The organism is Pantoea sp. Nvir, assembly GCF_009829915.1.
Taxonomy (GTDB): Bacteria; Pseudomonadota; Gammaproteobacteria; order Enterobacterales; family Enterobacteriaceae; genus Pantoea.
Genome location: NZ_SZZW01000002.1, coordinates 82013 through 102470, shown reverse-complemented (window position 1 = coordinate 102470; position 20458 = coordinate 82013). Strand labels below are relative to the sequence as shown.

The window sequence follows — 20458 nt, the reverse complement described above, 5'->3', positions numbered from 1 at the left end:
CTATTCTTGTACGAAAGATAATTTTTTATCTAATCATTTTGTATACAAGGTGGTATTTCTTCAAAAATTAAAATTATTTTCTCTAAAAGAAACGCTAGTCGGGTAGCTTGTCACAGTAGTACAGATGCACACAGATTTATCGTTTTATATTATTGAAATCATAATAGAAAGAGGCAGAGCGTGTTGAGATAATTTGTATGCTTAGTCTGTCTTTAGTGTCGCTCAGTCTCAATATTCTTATATATTTTATGTACTCAATTTTGTAAACAAATCTGTACTTAATATAAGTACGCATATTACAAATAAACGAAGAAGAATGCCTACGAAACATAAAGAAATAAAAAGAAAAATAGAAATTAACAAGATTGATTTTTTGCAAGTAATAGCGATACCATATAATAGAACGACTGTTAGTATGAATATATTTTCAGTCCCCTTAGTTAAATGGATATAATAAGCCCTTCCTAATGGCTAGTTACAGGTTCGATTCCTGTAGGGGACGTCATCTTTATTAACATCTCATTGTTAAGAAATGCGCCTTATTCAGATGTACTTTGGTTTCTAAAAAGACTCCTTTTCTCCTAAAAATACTCTTAAGCGAACTTTATGTTAGTTTAACACATAGGTACTCATTTTAAGAGTACCTATTGTATTAACAGTAAGATCTGTGTATAAAAATAAGAATCAGGACAACTTTTGATACACTTGTTTTTTATTTTAGTATAACGTCAGTACAGTGTGATTTTTTATTCAAAGCGTATTTTCTACTTTTGAATCATAGCTTTATGATCAGCAATATATCTTATAAATCCCTACTATCCCTACTATGTAAATAAGCAGTATGAGGAGAATCATTGTTTGTAGTCCCAGCAGTAATCAAGACTCTTTTCAACTGCATAATTTCTTCCAGAAGAGGAGATATATTACTACAGTATTTAAAGCAAGCATTAAAAATAATATTAGATGTATGAGATTTAAGTTTCTTTATCACAAAAAATCACAAAAAAGAGGGAAAGAATCTCTCTAACATACTGATATAATTATGCATACTACGGGCTACCATGAAAAAAATGTTAATGTTTTGCCTAAAATGTGTTTTTAATTTTTAGTAAATTTTAAATTTTTACTCTTATCAAGAATAAACACCTCCCCTTAAGGATCACTAAAAGATAACAAATTTTATCCTTTTTTGTTAAACAAGAAGTGCCTACTAAAAGGTTCTTAACTAGCAGCGAGGCTGTTCCGGAGATAACAAACCATTAATTATTTTTTAAAAAATAGATGATGAAGTATCTGGATAAATAAAAATTTATCCACAGAAATTTCTATTAAAGAATATAAAATATTCTCAGATATTTTCTCCTTATTCAGCACGTAACACCATGATATATGGATACGGTATTTCTAATTTCCCAACATAAATAGAGGAACATACTATGAAATAAAAAAAATCAGTACTACTTCCTTACTTATATATACACAAGATATATACAACTGTATTTAGCAAAATTAATCGCTGTATATCATAAGTTTAGAATGATTGCATCAGCATTATTTATGTTAAACAAAACATTATACTATTAATATCGCCAAGCATCATATCCCTTTGAGTTAAGCAAATAGGAGATCAATGGATATTGAGTAAGATTATAGAAAAAAGCATGAAAAAGCTTATGGCTACTTAGCTGCAGTCAGTTAATATTAGAAAATATTGTACTTTTATCTATTTATATTTTTACTAAAGTTTAGTAAAATACTTAATGTCTTTAAAAGAAAACAGTGGGTGCATTTACGCAAAAAGTAAGGTATAAGTGTAGGTAAGATACATCGATTAAAGAATCGTCAAAAAGCATCCCTGCTCGATTCGCCTATGTCATCCACAACATCGGAGACTTCGTTCTTCGGTCTATCCATAAGTAACCATTTATTAGATGGATTAAAGGTCCTAAACATCATAGAATACTTCCCAACTGCTGTCGTAAATGTGCACCAGCTCCAAGTAGGCCTAACTGGTCGTGAATAACCATATAGACTGGAATTCGGGAAACGTAGTCACGGAAGCGCCCTTTATCTTCAAAGGCGGCGCGGAAGCCAGAAGATTTAAAGAACTCAAGAAAGCGAGGTACAATCCCACCAGCAATATAGACACCTCCGAAAGTGCCAAGATTCAGTGCCAGGTTGCCGCCGAAACGTCCCATCATCACGCAAAAGAGCGATAGTGCACGACGGCAGTCAATGCAGCTCTCGGCTAGCGCTCTCTCAGAGACATCTTTAGGCTTAAGGTTTTCTGGTACGCGTTTGTCTGTTTTTACAATAGCTCGATAGATGTTCACTAATCCAGCGCCCGAGAGTACGCGTTCTGCTGAGACGTGACCCATTTCAGCGCGTAGTACTTCTAGTATCGAATTCTCTTCGTTGCTAGTAGCAGCGAAATCTATGTGCCCTCCCTCACCAGGTAAACTAATCCAACGCTTGTCCACATGAATTAGATGGCTAACACCTAGTCCTGTGCCTGCTCCATAAATAGCGATGGGTTTATCTTTCATAGGCTCACTACCGCCAAATTGAATAACATTCTCGGTTTTCAGCATTGGAATCGCCATGGAAACTGCAGTAAAATCGTTAATTATTTCAAGATGATTGAATCCCATGGTAGTTTTCATTTTTCTAGTAGAAAATGCCCATTCATGGTTAGTCATGTCGACCCAATCTTCTGTTATAGGAGAAGCAATAGCGATGCAGCCGTCTTTGACTTCTGACTTTTGCTCACCAAGATAGTAACGGATGACAGCTTCAAGGCTATCATAATCTGAAGTTAAAAATGTTTTAGTGTGGGAGATACTGCCGGTTTCTACCTCACATAGGGCGAGTCGCGCATTGGTGCCACCGACATCTCCGACCAGGGCGTAGTTTGTCATTCTTTTGTTGCTCCGCTTAGGGTCATCTAAGATGCAGGACAATATAAAAGTCTGATGGTAAAACAACAACGCTCGCAACAATAAAAGGTAAGCATCAAAGACAGTATGCAAAGAACTAACCTGTGTAAAAGTTGCTTAAATAGCGGTAACCATCTGACTTTTTTCGTTAAATCATGCTAAAACAAGCATTTCTTTTCGAAATAACTATAGCAAGCGCTCTTCTTTCGTCATCGCTATGCGACTAGTATGACTTGTATGTTTAGTGCAACATAGTGCAATCATCATCATTCCAGTTGAACACATGCTGGGAGAAATGCTCTTTTGTGCATGTGTGTGTAAATTAAATGATCAACAACTATGTAGTAGTTCGCTGGTAATGAGGATAATCTGCTTCACCAGTGCAACAGTCCCCTAGAGTCAGATCCTGATTCTTTCCCTTACTGTACGCTGTGCCATAATTACGGATATACTCTTATTTTTTGCTTATCAAGTATTCATCCATCAGGCAAAGCGATGCACTGTTCTTGCATAAAACGAATTTAGCATATTAATAAGAGGTTTGCCAAGAAGCCTTACCGCTATTTTTACCATGGTCAACACAAGTATTAGATAACCGGTAGGACTATCCCTATATCAAGATAGCAACAACATGATCAATTTAAACAACAACGTTTCTTTCTTCTACATAAAATTGCACCATCTCCCTTTTTTCAAACTCTCTAAGTAATTATAGAATAACAAAAATATGACTCTCACCGAGCAAAAGTATATATTTTCTTTACATCTGGACAAACACCATAACTAAAATCAGTCTACAAATACCATTATGACGCTCAATATTAAAGACAACACGGAAAATGTTTCCTATATACTACCTAATCCATTACGATTTAGGGTATCTGTTACATTTTGACTGCTTGTAGAAGGACAATAAACGATTAGCTGTTTGTAAAATGCCCTGAAGAATTTTTAAATCACTAGAAACTAGAATAAAAAGTAAAGATATGATAATTTTGCAATTTACGTATCTTTCCGATAACAAAATATAAACGTAGCGCTGCTACTATCATCACTATAAAAACCCCACCAACTTGAGTAGAACAGAACATTATTTATAGCATGAATGCTTCACCAACCAGCAGATAAGCATTGAGTGCTATAACTAGTCCCACAATGGCGCGACCGATGTTTTGCATAAAGCGCGAATTAACCATCTTACCCATAATCTCGGGGTTGCATGTAAACGACAGCAGCGGTACTAGAGCTAGCGTAATGCCAAAGCTAAGTACTACTTGGCTCATCAGTAAAATGCGTGTCGGATCCCAGCCAGCTATGATAACTATAAACGAAGGCAACATGGTAACAACTCGGCGCACCCAGATTGGAATATAGAAGCTAATGAAGCCCTGCATTACTACCTGACCCGCTAGAGTTCCTACTACTGTAGAAGAGAGTCCTGCAGCCACTAGGCTCAAACTGAACACCGCCACTGCATGACCAAGTAACGGGGCTAACATCAAGTAGGCCTGATCAAGCTCAACAATAGTGCTGTGTCCGCTAAAATGAAATGCTGCGGCGGCAGTCGCCATCATTATCAAATTAACAAGACCTGCAATCGTCATAGCAATCGCTACATCAAGTTTGGTTGATGAATAGCGCTCACTTTTGCTGGCGCCAGAACCTACCTGCGTCAATGCTGAATGCAAATAGATGACATGCGGCATAATAGTTGCGCCCATCACTCCGGCCGCAAGAAACACTGCATCTGATGTCGGAAGTGTAGGTATCGCCATACCAACCACTAACTCGTCCACCTTCGGTCGCAAAAAGAATAACTCTACAACGTAAGCTGCTGCCACGAAAAGCAACAGACTGCCTATCACTAACTCTAGTGGTTTTTGACCACGGCATTGCAGCATCAAAATAAGGAAGGTTGCAACACCCGTCAAGATAGCGCCCTGCAATAAAGAAACATTGAATAATAGCTTAAAACCAAGTGCAGCGCCGATAAATTCCGCTAGATCAGTAGCCATAGCGATGATTTCCGCCTGGACCCAGTAAAACCAGACTGCTGGACGTGGGAAGCGATCGCGAATATGTTCAGCAAGGTTTTTTCCGGTCGCAATGCCAAGTTTAGCTGACATAAGCTGAATGACCATAGCCATAACATTAGCCCAGATTACGACCCACAACAATTTATAACCGTAAGCAGAACCGGCCTGAATATTAGTGGCGAAGTTCCCCGGATCTATATAGCCGATAGCAGCGATAAAAGCCGGACCTAACAACGCAAGCTTAATTTTTCTAGTTCCACGAGCAGCACGCTCAGCGGTATAACCCTCAAACATAATGCTTCACCCGTCTGTCTGAACTCGCGTTAACCATGCCAGCTTATAGTCTGATCGCGATAAATAAAAATGCACTAATAATATATTTTGCTATAAATTATAGCAATTGCTATAATTTTTTAGTAAAAATAACTCGCTAAAAAATAAGCAAGGCCATTCTAACCTCAGTTCCCCGAACTGATTATCTGATTATAAGTAATATATCTATGAATATATAGATCGTGATAAATAAAATTATCTCAATAATTCAGGCGTAAACTGTTATACACAGCTTTATCCTACAGACACTACACATTATCTAATAACACATATACATAGAATATCTTGCTAAACGTTGAGCACAAGCACAATTTTTAATTTTGTATATGTTCTTGTATTTATAAAATTACATAGTAATTTACCATCAAAACTTATCAACCATTCAAAATGAAGAAGAGAAGTGTTCTTAGACCCTCCTATTTTCACTCAAAATAAAAAAAATAATTCATTAATTTTGTAATGCACTCAGGAAATTTAAATTTGTAAAATGATGGAGCTAAGCGGGATCGAACCGCTGACCTCTTGCATGCCATGCAAGCGCTCTCCCAACTGAGCTATAACCCCAGCCTGAAAGCTGCTAATAGGACACTATTAGCAGTATAATATAAAACCATACTATGTATGTGTCAATATCAAAGATAAAAAGTGCTATTGATCGGATATAATCGTTGGCTAGTTATTTTAGAGGTCTGTTTAACGTTTACCCAAAAGATGTACTTGATGAAATCTTTGTTATAAATTCCAGAGTTAATACCTCTGTTTTTTCTATTAGACGTGCGTTTCACCCTTAGCGATAAATGCCAGAGCTTTATCAATGCGTGCCACACTTCGACTACGCCCGATTACTTCGATGGTAACATCCAATCCAGGAGACTTACCCGTGCCAGTGACAGCAACGCGCAAAGGCATTCCGACTTTGCCAATCCCAACATTTAGCTCATCCGCCGTGCTTTGAATCACATAATGAATATTTTCCGCTGTCCAGCTGATAAGGGTGGCTAACTTGTCACGCACTAATTCCAGTGACTTACGCGAAATCGGACGCAAGTGTTTTTTCGACGCATCTGCATCGTATTCATTAAACTCTTCATAAAAATAACGAGAAGAATAAGCCATTTCTTTCAAAGTCTTGCAGCGTTTTCCTAACAACTTAACTAATTTTGCCAATTCCGGTCCAGTATGTGTGTCGATATTTTGCTGTTTAATATGCCATTGCAGATGAGTCGCTACATATTTTGACGGCAGGTTGTTAATATAGTGATGATTCAACCATAGTAATTTTTCAGTATTAAAGGTACTAGCAGACTTGTTAACGGCGTCTAAAGTAAACAAATTCTTCATATCTAGAATTGAGAAAATCTCCTGATTACCATGGGACCACCCCAGACGTACCAAATAATTAAGTAATGCTTCCGGAAGGTAGCCTTCGTCGCGATATTGCATGATGCCCACCGCTCCATGACGTTTGGATAGCTTTTTCCCATCGTCTGCTAAAATCATCGGAACGTGCGCGTAGACCGGTATCACCTGTGCACCAATCGCCTTAAGGAGATTAATCTGGCGCGGCGTGTTGTTAATATGATCTTCACCACGAATAACATGGGTGATACCCATATCCCAGTCGTCAACGATAACGCAAAAGTTATAAGTCGGCGAACCATCAGTCCGACGAATAATAAGATCATCTAACTCTTGATTACTGAACTCAATCGAACCACGGATCTGATCATTAAAGATGACTGAGCCTTTACACGGATTACGAAAGCGTACTACATGAGGCTCATCTGTTGTATGATGCGCATGGCTATCGTGACAATTCCCGTCGTAGCGCGGTTTTTCACCTTTGGCCATTTGAGTTGCACGCAAATTTTCCAAACGCTGTTTAGAACAGTAACACCTATAAGCAGTACCTACATCTAGCATTGTCTCAATGACTGAATTGTAGCGTTCTAAACGTTTAGATTGATAGTATGGACCCTCGTCCCAGTCTAGATTGAGCCAATTCATGCCATCCATAATTGCTTCAATGGCCTCCGACGTAGAACGTTCCGGATCAGTATCTTCGATACGCAGAACAAATGTGCCTTGTTTATGGCGCGCATAGAGCCAAGAATACAACGCGGTACGTGCACCGCCAACATGCAAATAGCCCGTAGGGCTGGGTGCGAAGCGAGTTTTAATTTTCATTCAGCAGTGCCTTAATATATTTTTTTATGCAAGTATTATCTATCTAAGTAATGAAAAACGGGCTGGACGAAAAAACAGTGTACATATTATATTCAATATTACGCATCCACATTTGAATAAACGTGCGGCTTGAAGCCGCACGTTTATTCAGTAACACTAGCATCTTTCATCCAAGATGCTAGTGTTACTGAATTTTATATTGAACACATATTTTAGTTCTAAAAAGCGTTGACTCCCTTTATATTATCTCTATAATAACAAGGCTAGACAGCGGGGGTGATTAGCTCAGTTGGTAGAGCATCTCCCTTACAAGGAGGGGGTCGGCGGTTCGAGACCGTCATCACCCACAAACATCTTAATAATTAAAATGTTCCGCGGTTAGTAACAGAATAGCCCACCAGTTTGGGTCGTTAGCTCAGTTGGTAGAGCAGTTGACTTTTAATCAATTGGTCGCAGGTTCGAATCCTGCACGACCCACTAGATTAAGATACTTAATTACGTTCGTACTGAATACTTTTTTAGTATGCAAAACGACAGAATTTCATCAGCTAATTGTAAGAAATAAGCTTAGATATCAATGTATACATTATCAGAATCAAAAATGCAGTAGCTTGAAACCAACTAACTGTTCCAGTTATACATAACAGGAATAGGAAAAAACGGATTGAGGAAGGTAAATGCATAGCTGTAATCATGAATACTTCACCTTTAATTAAGGTGAAGCAGATATCAGTATAGTCTCTTTGACTTAACTAAAAAAATAGGTTCAAATAATCTCATAATTTTATTTTAAACGGATATTAGAATGAGATTTATAAGATTCGATCCGATGGTGGTTAAGCTTGTTAGTGTTATTGTGCTGGCTACATTTTTACCTGCAAAAGGTATTGTTGTTAACATTTTTGAATACCTCACTATAGCTGCTATTGCTCTACTTTTTTTCATGCACGGCGCGAAATTATCATACGAAAAAATCATCGCGGGCAGTAGTCATTGGCGTCTCCATTTGTGGATTATGTTGAGTACCTTTTTACTTTTCCCGATTTTGGGGCTGTTACTTGTCTGGTGGCATCCGGTAAATATCAGTGCTGAGATTTATGCTGGGTTTATCTACCTATGTATTTTGCCTGCAACCGTACAGTCTGCCATTGCTTTTACCTCTTTGGCAGGTGGCAACGTAGCGGCAGCGGTCTGTAGCGCCTCTGCATCCAGTTTGCTAAGTATCTTTATTTCCCCACTTTTAGTGAATATTGTAATGGACATGCACAATAGTATGTCTATCAATGTATTTGAACAATTCGGTAAAATTTTGCTTCAACTGCTAGTGCCTTTTTTAATAGGTCACCTTGCTCGTCGCTGGATTGCCATATGGGTAGAGAAAAATCACAGTCTAATTAGTAGAATTGACCAGATGTCAATTCTACTAGTGGTTTACTCTGTCTTCAGCGAAGCAGTGGCCAATGGTATCTGGCATCAAGTTAGCACTAACACACTGCTATGGATTGTAGCAGGCTGTTTTATATTACTCGCTATGGTATTAGCAATTAATATTTGCGTTTCTCGCTTTTTAGGATTTGGCCGTGCTGACGAGATTGTCGTGCTTTTTTGTGGATCAAAAAAAAGCTTAGCGAACGGTGTGCCGCTAGCAAACATTTTGTTTCCGGCCAACGTAGTCGGAATTGTTTTACTACCGCTGATGATTTTCCATCAAATTCAGTTAATGGTCTGTTCTTTTATCGCTCAGTACTATCATCAGCTATATGAAAAAACAAACACAGGATGTGAAAAAGGCAATGATTAAATCTCGAAAACATAACACAATCCTGTAGGCAGAAGCGAGCTTGATTTAAGGAATTTTACTAAACCCTTTAAGATAATCGATATTGTGATGGGTAATGTCATAAGTGTCGGTGCGCCGAGAATCAGGTGGAAGGGAATTTCCCCTTTAATCGTAAATTAGTACATATAACAGATAGAGGATCTGACAGATAAATAATCATCCAATTTTTACATTTACCAAATTTTATTACCATATTAATACTTTTAACCAAATACGACTTACCCCCATCCGCATGTTATGCTCCCAATAAGAGGAGCATTTTAGCTTCGTCGATAACTTCAATACCCAGCTTTTGTGCCTTCTCCAGTGTAGATCCAGCTGCCTTACCAGCAATTACTAAAGAAGTCTTTTTTGAGAGGTTTACGCTAATTTTTGCTCCTAGCGCAATGAGGCGTTCTTTGGCTTCATCACGTGTCAGTTTCGTTAACGTACCGGTCAGTACTATAGTTTTACCAACAAAGGAATTATTGATTTCCTCTATATTTATTGCTTTGATCTGCTGCCAATATACGCCGCATTCTTCGACCATTTGGCGAATAATCTCACGGTTACTCTCTTCTTTCATGAAATTACGTACATGCATTGAAACAATGATACCAACATCTTTAACTGCAATTAGATCATCAAGATCTGCATCCATAACTTTTTGTAAATCACCAAAGTGGTTTGCTAGGTTATCAGCAGTAACCGCGCCTACTTTACGAATACCAAGTGCATATAGGAAACGTGCTAGAGTAGTGGACTTAGCTTTTTCAAGTGAATTTACTACGTTTTGTGCTGACTTCAGTCCCATGCGATCCAATTCGAGCAACTTTGCAAGTGTAAGACGGAATAGATCGGCAGGCGTTCTGACGTACTCTTTCTCCACTAGCTGGTCAATGATTTTATCTCCCAATCCATCAATATTCATGGTCCGACGCGAAACAAAGTGCTTCAGAGCTTTTTTTTTCTGTGCTCTACAGATAAGTCCACCGGTACAACGCAATACTACTTCGCTATCAATGCGTTCAATATCGGAACCGCATACCGGACAGTGTGTCGGTAAGGTAACTACACGCGCATTCTTTGGGCGAGCCGAAATTATAACATTTAGCACCTGAGGGATGACATCACCAGCGCGTCGGACCACAACTGTATCTCCAATACACAATCCAAGGCGCTTGATTTCGTTAGCGTTATGCAGAGTGGCATTGCTGACTGTAATACCTGAAATTTGAACCGGCTCTAAACGAGCTACTGGCGTAATAGCACCAGTTCTCCCTACCTGAAATTCTACATCGCGCACGACCGTTATCTGCTCTTGTGCCGGAAACTTAAACGCCACTGCCCAACGTGGCGCACATGACACAAAACCAAGGCACTTTTGCAATTTCCGCAAGTCGACCTTAATCACTATGCCGTCGATACCAAATCCTAGCTTAGGGCGTGCTTTTTCTACATGTCGGTAAAAGTTTAGTACCTCTTCGGTGGTATGCACCAAGCGAATATGACTGCTTACTGGTAATCCCCATTCCTTGAACTGCTGCAGACACACATAGTGGCTACTCGGTAATTCCCCCCCCTCCATCAAGCCAAAACCGTAACAGAAAAAATTCAGCGGACGTTTTGCAGTAATACGGGGATCAAGCTGGCGTAGCGATCCAGCAGCGGCGTTACGCAGGTTAGCAAATACTTTACCGTTAGTGCGATAAGCTTCAGAATTCAATTTTTCGAAACCGCACTGCGTCATAAAAACTTCGCCACGTACCTCAAGTCGAGTTGGATAATTATTGCCTTTTAGGCATAACGGAATTGCGCGAATAGTACGAACATTAGCAGTAATATTTTCACCTGTAGTACCGTCGCCGCGTGTGGCGGCGCGTGTTAAAAGACCGTGTTCATAAAGTAGGCTGACTGCTAGACCATCTAATTTTAGTTCACAACAATAATTAACATTGTCTTTATTTTTTACGCGCTCCTGCACGCGTTTGTTAAAAGCAAAAAAACCAGCTTCATTAAAAGTATTCTCCAGAGAGAGCATAGGTACTTCATGGTGTACTTGTTCAAACGACCTCAGAGGCGTAGCACCAACACGCTGGGTCGGTGAATCTAGAGTGACAAAATTTGGGTACTTCTCTTCTAACGCTCGGAGTTCACTCATTAGGAGGTCATATTTAGAGTCGGGAATTTTAGGATTGTCCATAACATGATAAAGATATTCATGATGTCGTAACATGTTACGCAATTCTATAATATGTTTCTGAATAGATTTCATAATGCCCCATCAAATAAAAAACTGGACAGGCAAGAGTGGGGATTGTAATTAAGGATTAATGTCTCTGATTATTTTCTAGCATCAATGGCCTTACTAATATAGTTCTTATAAATTTCTAGCTTCTGCGGTGTCATTATGCAACGCTTATCGTCAAGCACTAAACCGCCCACATCGGCCGCAATACGTTGTGCAGATTGCAGCATTAGTTTGAATTTCTGATTCATATCGCCATAGGAAGGCACTCTCATAAAAATAGAAACACCTGGAGTAGCAAAATCGGACATCTCATTCAGATTAAACGAGCCAGGTTTTACCATATTAGCTAAGCTAAATAACACAGGGCCACTACCCGTTAGGCTAAGATGACGATGAAAAATATTCATTTCACCATATTGGAAGCCAGCTTGAAGAATACTCTGTAACAGTTCTTTACCGTTCAACATGCTGTCGGTATGAGCGGCTACATGAATTACCACCACAGTTTCTTTCAACAGACCTGTACATTCTGCAGACTTATACTCGTGATGAGTAGATTTATTATTAATAGGCTGCTGACACGGTGTTTCTGATGCTACGCTCAATACAGGTACATTATCTTCCTCTTCTAGATCGTCGTAGAAACCACTAAATCGCGGTTCTTGAGGCGCTCTTTTGTAGTTTACGTACAGCTCGTTCGTATTCTCTCTGTTATCGAGAACAGTTTCTTCATCATTGTGCTGGTTAAACCGTTTATATGGGAGATCATAATACATCGCTATCGTGCGCTCTTTACGGCGGGTCCATAACCCATGAAGAAGAACTGCTATAATAGCTACCGCTCCAATAATAATTAGTATAAGACGTAAATTCTGCATAATTACATCATCTAATTGTTCTAACAAATTTCCACTATGGAAAATTTTATTTTCTAACTATCTTGATCTATCTACTAAACAAGCGCAAGTATGGGCAAAGTTTTTCGATAGAAAAAAAATAATTTCTCCAAGTTTGTTGTTGATTTCATCTCATCTATAGCACATTTTCTCAATTTATAATGGTGTGCATTTTACTAAAGAAAACTGGAAGCTGGTTATCTTCCTCCCTAAACATTCAGTGTTATTCTGTTGGTACACATGACATATCATATTTATCTAACTCTTTATTTCCTTATTTCCTTATTTCCTTATTTCCTTATTTCCTTATTTCCTTATTGCCTTGTTCATTGGAACATGCAACTCATGTAGTAGTTGTTTTAATGACAAATCACTCTTTAAACTACCGGCTACACAGCTTCGAGTAATGATGACTAGAGACTAACGAATATAATTGCCTACCAGAAAAAAAGCTAGCTGAACATATTGAAATATATACTATAAGTAACATACTATAGATTATAGTATGTTACAGGTTTCTGTAATACAAAGTTGGTTTTTTGCTATTTTGTTCTTTTTGTTTCTAGTTTTAAACAGATGGTTCTTCTTACTAGCGCCACGGTGCCTGTTTAGCACCTAAAATCGCAGTACTGTCTTATGCTTACATTTTCACTTCAATCACTATAAAAATCAGCTTACGACCAATACTCATTGGTACTGCTTGGGCATTAAAGGTCTAACAGTAGTATTTGGTGCACTATTAATTTTACTTAACACATGATTCATGTTTTTTACTTGGCAAGGATCTCTTATATAGAGATGATGGTGTATGTGGTGACCTGATAGTTAGATGGTCCAATTACTATATTAGCTAATTGACTCCCATTTAAGCTAAGTTAATTTTTAACAAAACTGCTGATGCAGTTTCCGGCGCAGCATATTGCATAGAGATATATAAATATACTTTTTCTTTCCTTCCACGTGTAGATAGAAAGGGTATGCTTTAAGAGTTTCTAATATTTCATATAGTTAAGGAAGGGATATGAATAGAATCTATGAAGATAACTCTTTGACAATTGGTCATACACCGCTAGTTCGGCTGAACCGTATTGGTAAAGGCTATATTTTAGTAAAGGTTGAGTCCCGCAATCCGAGCTTTAGTGTTAAATGCCGTATCGGTGCTAATATGATTTGGGACGCAGAAAAGCGCCACATTTTAAAATGCGGTGTTGAATTAGTCGAACCGACCAGCGGTAATACTGGCATTGCACTGGCATATGTTGCTGCCGCACGTGGCTATAAGCTGACGCTAACCATGCCGCAAACCATGTCAGTTGAGCGTCGTAAGTTACTAAAAGCCCTAGGCGCAGATCTAGTACTAACCGAAGGGCCTAAAGGAATGAAAGGCGCCATTGCTAAAGCTGAAGAAATTGTTGATAGCGATCCAAACAAGTATGTGCTGCTTAATCAGTTTAATAATCCGGCCAACCCCGAAATTCATGAGAAAACTACCGGTCCGGAAATCTGGGAAGATACTGACGGTACGGTGGATGTTTTTATTGCAGGCGTTGGTACTGGAGGTACGTTAACTGGTGTTTCGCGCTACATTAAGCATACAAAAGGAAAGAAAGATCTTATTACTGTAGCAGTGGAGCCTACTGCTTCTTCGGTCATTGCTCAAGTACTTGCAGGCAAAGAAATAAAACCGGGTCCGCACAAGATTCAAGGGATCGGTGCTGGATTTATTCCCGGCAACCTAGACCTGAATTTAGTAGATCGTGTGGTCTCCATCACCGACGAAGACGCCATCAGCACCGCACGTAAGTTAATGGAAGAGGAAGGTATTCTAGCAGGTATATCTTCTGGTGCAGCCGTTTCGGCAGCGCTGAAGCTAAGGGAAGACGATACCTTTGCCAATAAGAATATCGTGGTGATTCTACCATCTTCTGGCGAACGCTACCTTAGTACAGCTCTGTTTGCCGACCTTTTCACCAAAAAAGAAACACAACAGTAATATTTGCTGCTAGAAAACTTAAAATAGCACCTATCTTGGTGCTATTTTGTGTAACATATCTTATTTTCAGTACCGTTTCAATGAATGTTGATCATTTCTCTCCAGTAGTTAAAGTCGCTAGATTTTTTAACACTTGGAATCAAGCCAGGTTTGGAATAAATCAAATTAAATTAATTTTACGTATTTGGCAATTTAGCTAATTGCAGCATTATGAGCAGCTTCTAAAGCTAGAGATATGAATTTTGCCTATTTATTGTAATGATGTACTCATTAAATCACATTTATTAGTAAGTGTTATGCTACCCATATACCTATTACAAGCTAAAGTTTTAGCGTAAGACTAGAATTTAAGTCCATAACATCAAACCTAATAATGTTGGGGAAATAAAATGTTCCAACAGGAAGTTATCATCACCGCTCCTAACGGTCTCCATACTCGTCCTGCCGCGCAGTTTGTTAAAGAGGCGAAAACATTTCAGTCAGAAATCACCATAACTTCTAACGGCCAGTCTGCCAATGCTAAAAGTCTTTTTAAGCTGCAGAAATTGGGCTTAACTCATGGCACAATTGTAACCCTCTCTGCAGAGGGAGAAGATGAACAACATGCTATCAAGCATCTTGTTAAATTAATGGCTGTACTGGAGTAATACATTTCACTTTTGCAGTACACCGACTTGTTTGCCAATATTAAGTGCAAAAATTTTGATCGCAACCGGTGTGTCCGCGTTAATAGTAACACATCAGGTCAAAGAGTCATCTTGATTAAAAGGTAACATTATGATCTCCGGCATTGTAGCATCACCAGGTATTGCTTGTGGCAAGACCCTGCTGTTGACTGAGGATGAAATTGTAATCAACTACAAAAAGATTTCTAATGAGCAGGTCGATCAGGAAGTAAAACGATTTCTTAATGCTCGTGCTCAGACAGTACAACAGCTAGAGGCTATTAAAGTAAAGTCAAGAGAGACATTTGACGAAGAAAAATTAAAGATTTTAGATGGCTATATTATCTTGTTAGAAGACGAAGAACTAGAACAAGAGATTGTCGATTTAATCAAAAAAAAACACACTACGGCGGACACTGCCGTTTATTATGTGATTGATAGTCAAGTAAAAGCTCTAGAACAGTTGGAAGACGAATATCTTAAAGAACGCTCTTCTGACGTACGCGATATAGGTAAACGTCTGTTGCAAAACATTTTAGGGCTACATATTATTGACCTAAGCGATATTCAGGAAGAATCTATCATAGTTGCTAAAGATTTAACAACATCGGAGATCGCTCAGCTGAACCTAAAAAAAGTGCGGGGCTTTATCACTGATCTTGGTAGCAGCACTTCACACACTGCAATTATGGCACGCTCGCTGGAGCTACCGTCCATTGTTGGTGTCGGCAACATTACAACAACAGTAGAAAATGGCGACTTCCTAATTCTGGATGGCATTAATAATAAAATCTACGTTAATCCGTCAGATAGTGAGCAAGAAGAGTTAAAAGTGATTCTGGAAGAATATTTGAATGAAAAACATGAGCTCGCTAATTTCAAATATCTACCGGCGATCACGTTGGATGGACATCAAGTTAAAGTTTGTGCAAATATTGGAACCGTGCATGAAATTACAAGCGCTAAGAATAACGGAGCGGAAGGCATTGGTCTTTACCGTACCGAGTTCCTGTTTATGTACCGTGATTCTCTGCCGACTGAGCAAGAACAGTTCCAGGCTTATAAAGCTGTGGCTGAGGCAATAGGATCTCAGGCAGTGACTGTCCGTACTATGGATATTGGTGGTGACAAATGCCTACCCTATATGAATTTACCAAAGGAAGAGAACCCCTTTCTAGGCTGGCGCGCTATTCGTATTGCCCTAGATCGTAAAGATCTCCTGCATGCTCAACTGCGCGCAATTTTACGTACTTCCGCCTTTGCCAAACTGCGCATCATGTTTCCGATGATTATCTCTGTGGAAGAGGTACGCACCCTAAAAGCCGAGTTGGAAATCATGAAAATGCAACTACGTGAAGAAGACAAAGCTTTTGACGAAACCATCGAAGTCGGCATTATGGTAGAAACACCTGCCTCGGTCGTAATGGCTCAAGACCTAGCAAAAGAAGTGGATTTCTTCAGTATTGGGACAAATGACCTAACGCAGTATACTCTTGCTGTAGATCGTGGTAATAATTTTATTTCTCATCTCTATAATCCAATGACACCATCAGTTCTTAGGTTAATTAAGTATGTTATCGACGCATCTCATAATGAAGGAAAGTGGACTGGCATGTGCGGTGAGTTAGCCGGTGATGAACGTGCTACACTATTGTTACTAGGTATGGGATTGGATGAATTCAGTATGAGTACAATTTCAATTCCAATAATTAAAAAAATCATTCGCAATGTAAATTTCGAAGACGCGAAATCTTTAGTAGAACAGGCTCTGTCTCAAGCTACAGCGGAAGATTTAATGAACTTGGTGAATAAATTCATTAAAGAGAAAACAATTTTCTAATCTACGACACGATAGCCCAATAATACTGTTTAGGAGAAGAAGATGGGTTTGCTTGACAAGCTTTTTGGTAAAAAATCAGAAAGCACATCTGGAACGATTAATATCGTTGCACCTCTGTCAGGTAACATCGTAGGCATTGAAGAGGTACCAGATGTTGTGTTTGCTGAGAAGATCGTTGGCGACGGCATCGCTATTAAGCCAACTGGCAGCAAAATGGTTGCACCGGTTGATGGTATCATCGGCAGAATTTTCGAAACTAACCATGCGTTTTCAATCGAGTCTGACAATGGTATCGAATTGTTTGTACACTTCGGTATTGATACGGTTGAACTCAAAGGCATAGGTTTTAAACGCATCGCTGAAGAGGGACAAAAGGTCAAAAGAGGAGACGTTGTAATTGAGTTTAATCTACCGTTTCTCGAAGAAAAAGCAAAATCAACTTTGACACCTGTAGTAATCTCTAACATGGATGAAATCAAAGAATTGATTAAATTTTCTGGTCAGGTTACTCTTGGCGAAACCACCGTGATCCGCATCAAGAAGTAAAGTTTTAGTTAAGAGAGAAGCTACCGAGAGTGACTTCTTTTATACAGACACTCATATATCATAGAATTAAATGAATAAGGTATATATAAGCTGAAAACTAAATCGTTCTTCACCAAGGAAACCACAGACCATGTATGCATGGTTACGTTAGTATTATAACTTCGTTATGCCAGATGAGCAGACTGTTAGGCGTGCGTGTCTATCTGAAATTTCAGGTGAAAACTGCGTGGATAGCATGTATTTGCACTAAATACTAGCTTAAATAATATCCCTATAGAGGAGTAGGCAGAGGTAATTTAATGCATACAAAAGAATGAAATCTAGTATACCTGTGCTCTTACTGAGCACTATAAGTAGAATGTAGCATTATTTTTATTATTAATGCTTAGAGGAGACAACCATGCAGTAGAAACACTGTACATAAGAGCAAATCTCTTTCCAGCAATGCAACTACTTAACCCGGCGTTGTTTGTTGTTTACTGTGAGATGTATATTACATCAACTTAGAGAGCAAGGTCTATGCTGCGGATCATAATTTATAGTACATTCTATTATTACTACCACTGAATAAAGCAATTGAGTCGAATTGAAACATATGAGATCACTGTTAGAAATGATAAAATAAACTTGCACAGCTTAATGTGTCATTTCCGTTAAATTCTACCTAGCAGCGATAATCTTTAGTACCTAAATTAACCTATAAATATTAATATCTGCTTAAGATAAGATATATAATACGGTATGTGTATTTTCATAAAGTGGTCTTTAACTAAGATTTCTCTATTCTAAGGCATAATGATATCTTGAACTTTGCTCTATGAAATACTAATTTAAAAACTTCCGTGGACACTTCAGAATTGGGAAGTTTCTATTACTAGATTATCGACAAAAATAAAATTGTTAAGCACTCCTCCCAATATCTATATAATCTGGTGAGATAATATTGTGAACCAGTAAATAACTCAGTAATCTAGAAGATTATTCAGTTCTTTTTAAAAAATTTTTAACAGTAGACCAGTGTTTTATTTTTAATAAGGAGACTCTATTAAACTACGTCTAATCCCTCATATTGATCAATCTTTCACTTAGCAATCTAATAAAGGTATGTTATCTAGAAGATACCCTTTAATTTTAATGCTAGTTAATATTATCTGAGTTTAACGCTTTTTGTAAAAAGCGTGGTACTTGTGAATTACACATAGGAATATCTCTTTATTATATTCAGAAATAATTTCTTTACTTATTATCTATATTGTGCTCTGATCCACCGTAGGAAATGGTAGGTTTGAAGTATTCCTTGTAGATTAAACTTCAAATGATGCCAAAAAAATCATATAAGTAAGAAGCAGTTTGTCGCACTAATCACAGATAAATTAGGTGGAAATTCCTTAAACAATCTGAGGCTGAGATTCAAAAAACGTTCACTATACGCACCTTCCCTTCCATGACTCGTTCTCCTCACCTTAACAGACCAATCCCGTACACGCAAGGGCACCATATCATCCTACTACCTCCTTGACTTATGTTCTTAAAACATCAGCAAACACGATATATAAAATTTCAGTACGGCTCTTATCGCTCTGGCAATATCAGTATTGTCTCTGGTCGTTAGTCAGACGACTATATAGCTTATCGACCAAATTGCACGATCTTTAACGGACTTGACCGGATTTTGTTTTCTGACTTGAAGTAGATTTCCTGCTATTTATGGAAATCAGACAATGGAATTTAGTTATTACCATATTACCGATAATATTTTACAAAGTATTCAAGTGTATTTCCCGGCGAACAAAAGTAAGTAACAAGGGGAAGGAAGGAGATAAAGTTTCACCTACTACTGTACATGTATGAAAGGTATGTATCAATCGCTCCCCTCAAAAGAAACAGCGCTTAGAGGCATCTTACCTTGGTATAGGCGCGCCTGCTGTAATCCTACGAAGAGATATTTGCCTCGTGCTGGTTTAATTTCTTCATTGTTGAATACTAACAAGAAGGGGTTACTCTGCCATCCTTGCGGCTGGACCACTAACTGCCAAAAATGGCCACGCGGACTCACTTCTAGAATCTGCACTAATAAAGGTGTTTCTAGGTTACTTTGAAGTGACACATCCACTTCCCACGGACGAAGGAAAAGATCGACTGTACCCTGATGTACTGGAGTGTAGCTCAACGGCCAGTGGTGTGCCCCTACATGAAATTGCGATCCATGAATTTCTCCTTTAAAACGGTTTACTTCTCCGAGGAATTCTAGTACAAAACGAGTAGCAGGATCACGCCATACTTCATCCGGTGTACCGATCTGTTCAATGTTGCCTTGGTTCATAACTACCACTTGATCAGCAACTTCCATCGCCTCTTCTTGGTCATGAGTTACAAACACACTGGTAAACTGCAGCTCTTCATGTAGTTGACGAAGCCATCGACGTAGCTCTTTACGTACCTGCGCGTCCAATGCACCGAATGGCTCATCAAGTAGCAAAATCTGTGGCTCTACTGCCAGTGCGCGCGCCAGCGCTACTCGTTGTTTCTGACCACCGGACAACGAAGACGGAAAGCGGTTCGCAATATTTTCTAGCTGCACTATCCCCAATAGGTAAGTAACGCGTTTTTTGATTTCAGCAGCGGATGGACGATCTCGGCGAGGCATTACTGTTAAGCTAAAGGCGATATTGTTAAATACCGTCATATGACGAAACAGCGCATAGTGCTGGAATACAAAGCCTACCTGACGATCGCGAGCATGCAGCATACTGACATCTTTATTATGAAAGCGAATCTGACCGCTATTTTGGTATTCCAATCCAGCAATAATGCGTAAGAGCGTCGTTTTCCCAGAACCGGACGGTCCGAGCAATGCCATCATCTTTCCAGAAGGAATATTTAAAGAAATATTATTTAACACCGGTGTGCGGTCAAAAGCTTTGTTAATCTGTTCAATCTCAATACTCATAATTTA

The 20458-nt window shown here is 38.8% G+C and carries 11 protein-coding genes and 4 tRNA genes; 8 read left to right on the top strand and 7 right to left on the bottom strand.

Going from position 1 to position 20458, the window contains the following annotated elements; genetic code table 11:
• The first annotated feature begins 430 nt into the window (after positions 1-430).
• Positions 431-502, top strand: a tRNA-Arg gene (locus FD729_RS02290).
• 1450 nt (positions 503-1952) lie between these two features.
• Here FD729_RS02290 and glk read toward each other — a convergent pair.
• From glk to gltX, 4 genes are all read right to left on the bottom strand, one after another.
• Positions 1953-2918: a glucokinase gene (glk, locus tag FD729_RS02285; protein WP_159931675.1), complete on the bottom strand. Its 966-nt coding sequence runs from the start codon at positions 2916-2918 to the stop codon at positions 1953-1955.
• Positions 2919-4030: 1112 nt separating this feature from the next.
• Positions 4031-5266: an Nramp family divalent metal transporter gene (locus FD729_RS02280; protein WP_159931674.1), complete on the bottom strand. Its 1236-nt coding sequence runs from the start codon at positions 5264-5266 to the stop codon at positions 4031-4033.
• 530 nt (positions 5267-5796) lie between these two features.
• Positions 5797-5869, bottom strand: a tRNA-Ala gene (locus tag FD729_RS02275).
• Between the two features lie 204 nt (positions 5870-6073).
• The gene (gene gltX, locus FD729_RS02270) at positions 6074-7492 is read right to left on the bottom strand and encodes a glutamate--tRNA ligase (RefSeq protein WP_159931673.1); all 1419 of its coding nucleotides are present in this window, start codon (positions 7490-7492) and stop codon (positions 6074-6076) included.
• A gap of 274 nt (positions 7493-7766) precedes the next feature.
• Here gltX and FD729_RS02265 point away from each other — a divergent pair.
• The 3 genes from FD729_RS02265 (at position 7767) to FD729_RS02255 (ending at position 9293) form a co-directional block, all read left to right on the top strand.
• Positions 7767-7839 (top strand) — tRNA-Val (locus FD729_RS02265).
• Between the two features lie 57 nt (positions 7840-7896).
• Positions 7897-7969: transfer RNA gene (locus FD729_RS02260), tRNA-Lys, on the top strand.
• 328 nt (positions 7970-8297) lie between these two features.
• Positions 8298-9293 carry a bile acid:sodium symporter family protein gene (locus FD729_RS02255; RefSeq protein ID WP_159931672.1) on the top strand — a complete coding sequence of 332 codons (996 nt, stop codon included), beginning with the start codon at positions 8298-8300 and terminating at the stop codon, positions 9291-9293.
• Positions 9294-9567: 274 nt separating this feature from the next.
• Here the strand turns inward: FD729_RS02255 and ligA are convergent, their stop codons facing one another.
• Together ligA and zipA are read right to left on the bottom strand one after the other, a co-directional pair.
• Positions 9568-11586, bottom strand: a complete 2019-nt coding sequence (ligA, locus tag FD729_RS02250) for an NAD-dependent DNA ligase LigA (protein WP_159931671.1) — start codon at positions 11584-11586, stop codon at positions 9568-9570.
• A 68-nt stretch (positions 11587-11654) separates the two neighbouring features.
• A complete protein-coding gene (zipA, locus tag FD729_RS02245) occupies positions 11655-12443 on the bottom strand; it encodes a cell division protein ZipA (RefSeq protein WP_236421731.1) in 789 nt (262 codons plus the stop codon).
• A gap of 1036 nt (positions 12444-13479) precedes the next feature.
• Between zipA and cysK the strand changes: the two genes are divergently transcribed.
• The 4 genes from cysK (at position 13480) to crr (ending at position 17502) form a co-directional block, all read left to right on the top strand.
• Entirely contained in the window at positions 13480-14451 is a 972-nt protein-coding gene (gene cysK / locus FD729_RS02240; RefSeq protein ID WP_159931669.1) for a cysteine synthase A, read from the top strand.
• Positions 14452-14840: 389 nt separating this feature from the next.
• Positions 14841-15098, top strand: coding sequence for a phosphocarrier protein Hpr (gene ptsH, locus FD729_RS02235; RefSeq protein ID WP_159931668.1), 258 nt, complete (start codon positions 14841-14843; stop codon positions 15096-15098).
• Positions 15099-15228: 130 nt separating this feature from the next.
• On the top strand, positions 15229-16956 hold the full coding sequence (gene ptsI / locus FD729_RS02230; protein WP_159931667.1) for a phosphoenolpyruvate-protein phosphotransferase PtsI: 1728 nt from the start codon (positions 15229-15231) through the stop codon (positions 16954-16956).
• Between the two features lie 42 nt (positions 16957-16998).
• Complete coding sequence (gene crr / locus FD729_RS02225; protein WP_159931666.1) at positions 16999-17502, top strand: PTS glucose transporter subunit IIA; 504 nt, start codon at positions 16999-17001, stop codon at positions 17500-17502.
• A gap of 1861 nt (positions 17503-19363) precedes the next feature.
• Here the strand turns inward: crr and cysA are convergent.
• The gene (gene cysA, locus FD729_RS02220; RefSeq protein ID WP_159931665.1) at positions 19364-20452 is read right to left on the bottom strand and encodes a sulfate/thiosulfate ABC transporter ATP-binding protein CysA; all 1089 of its coding nucleotides are present in this window, start codon (positions 20450-20452) and stop codon (positions 19364-19366) included.
• Positions 20453-20458: the final 6 nt, after the last annotated feature.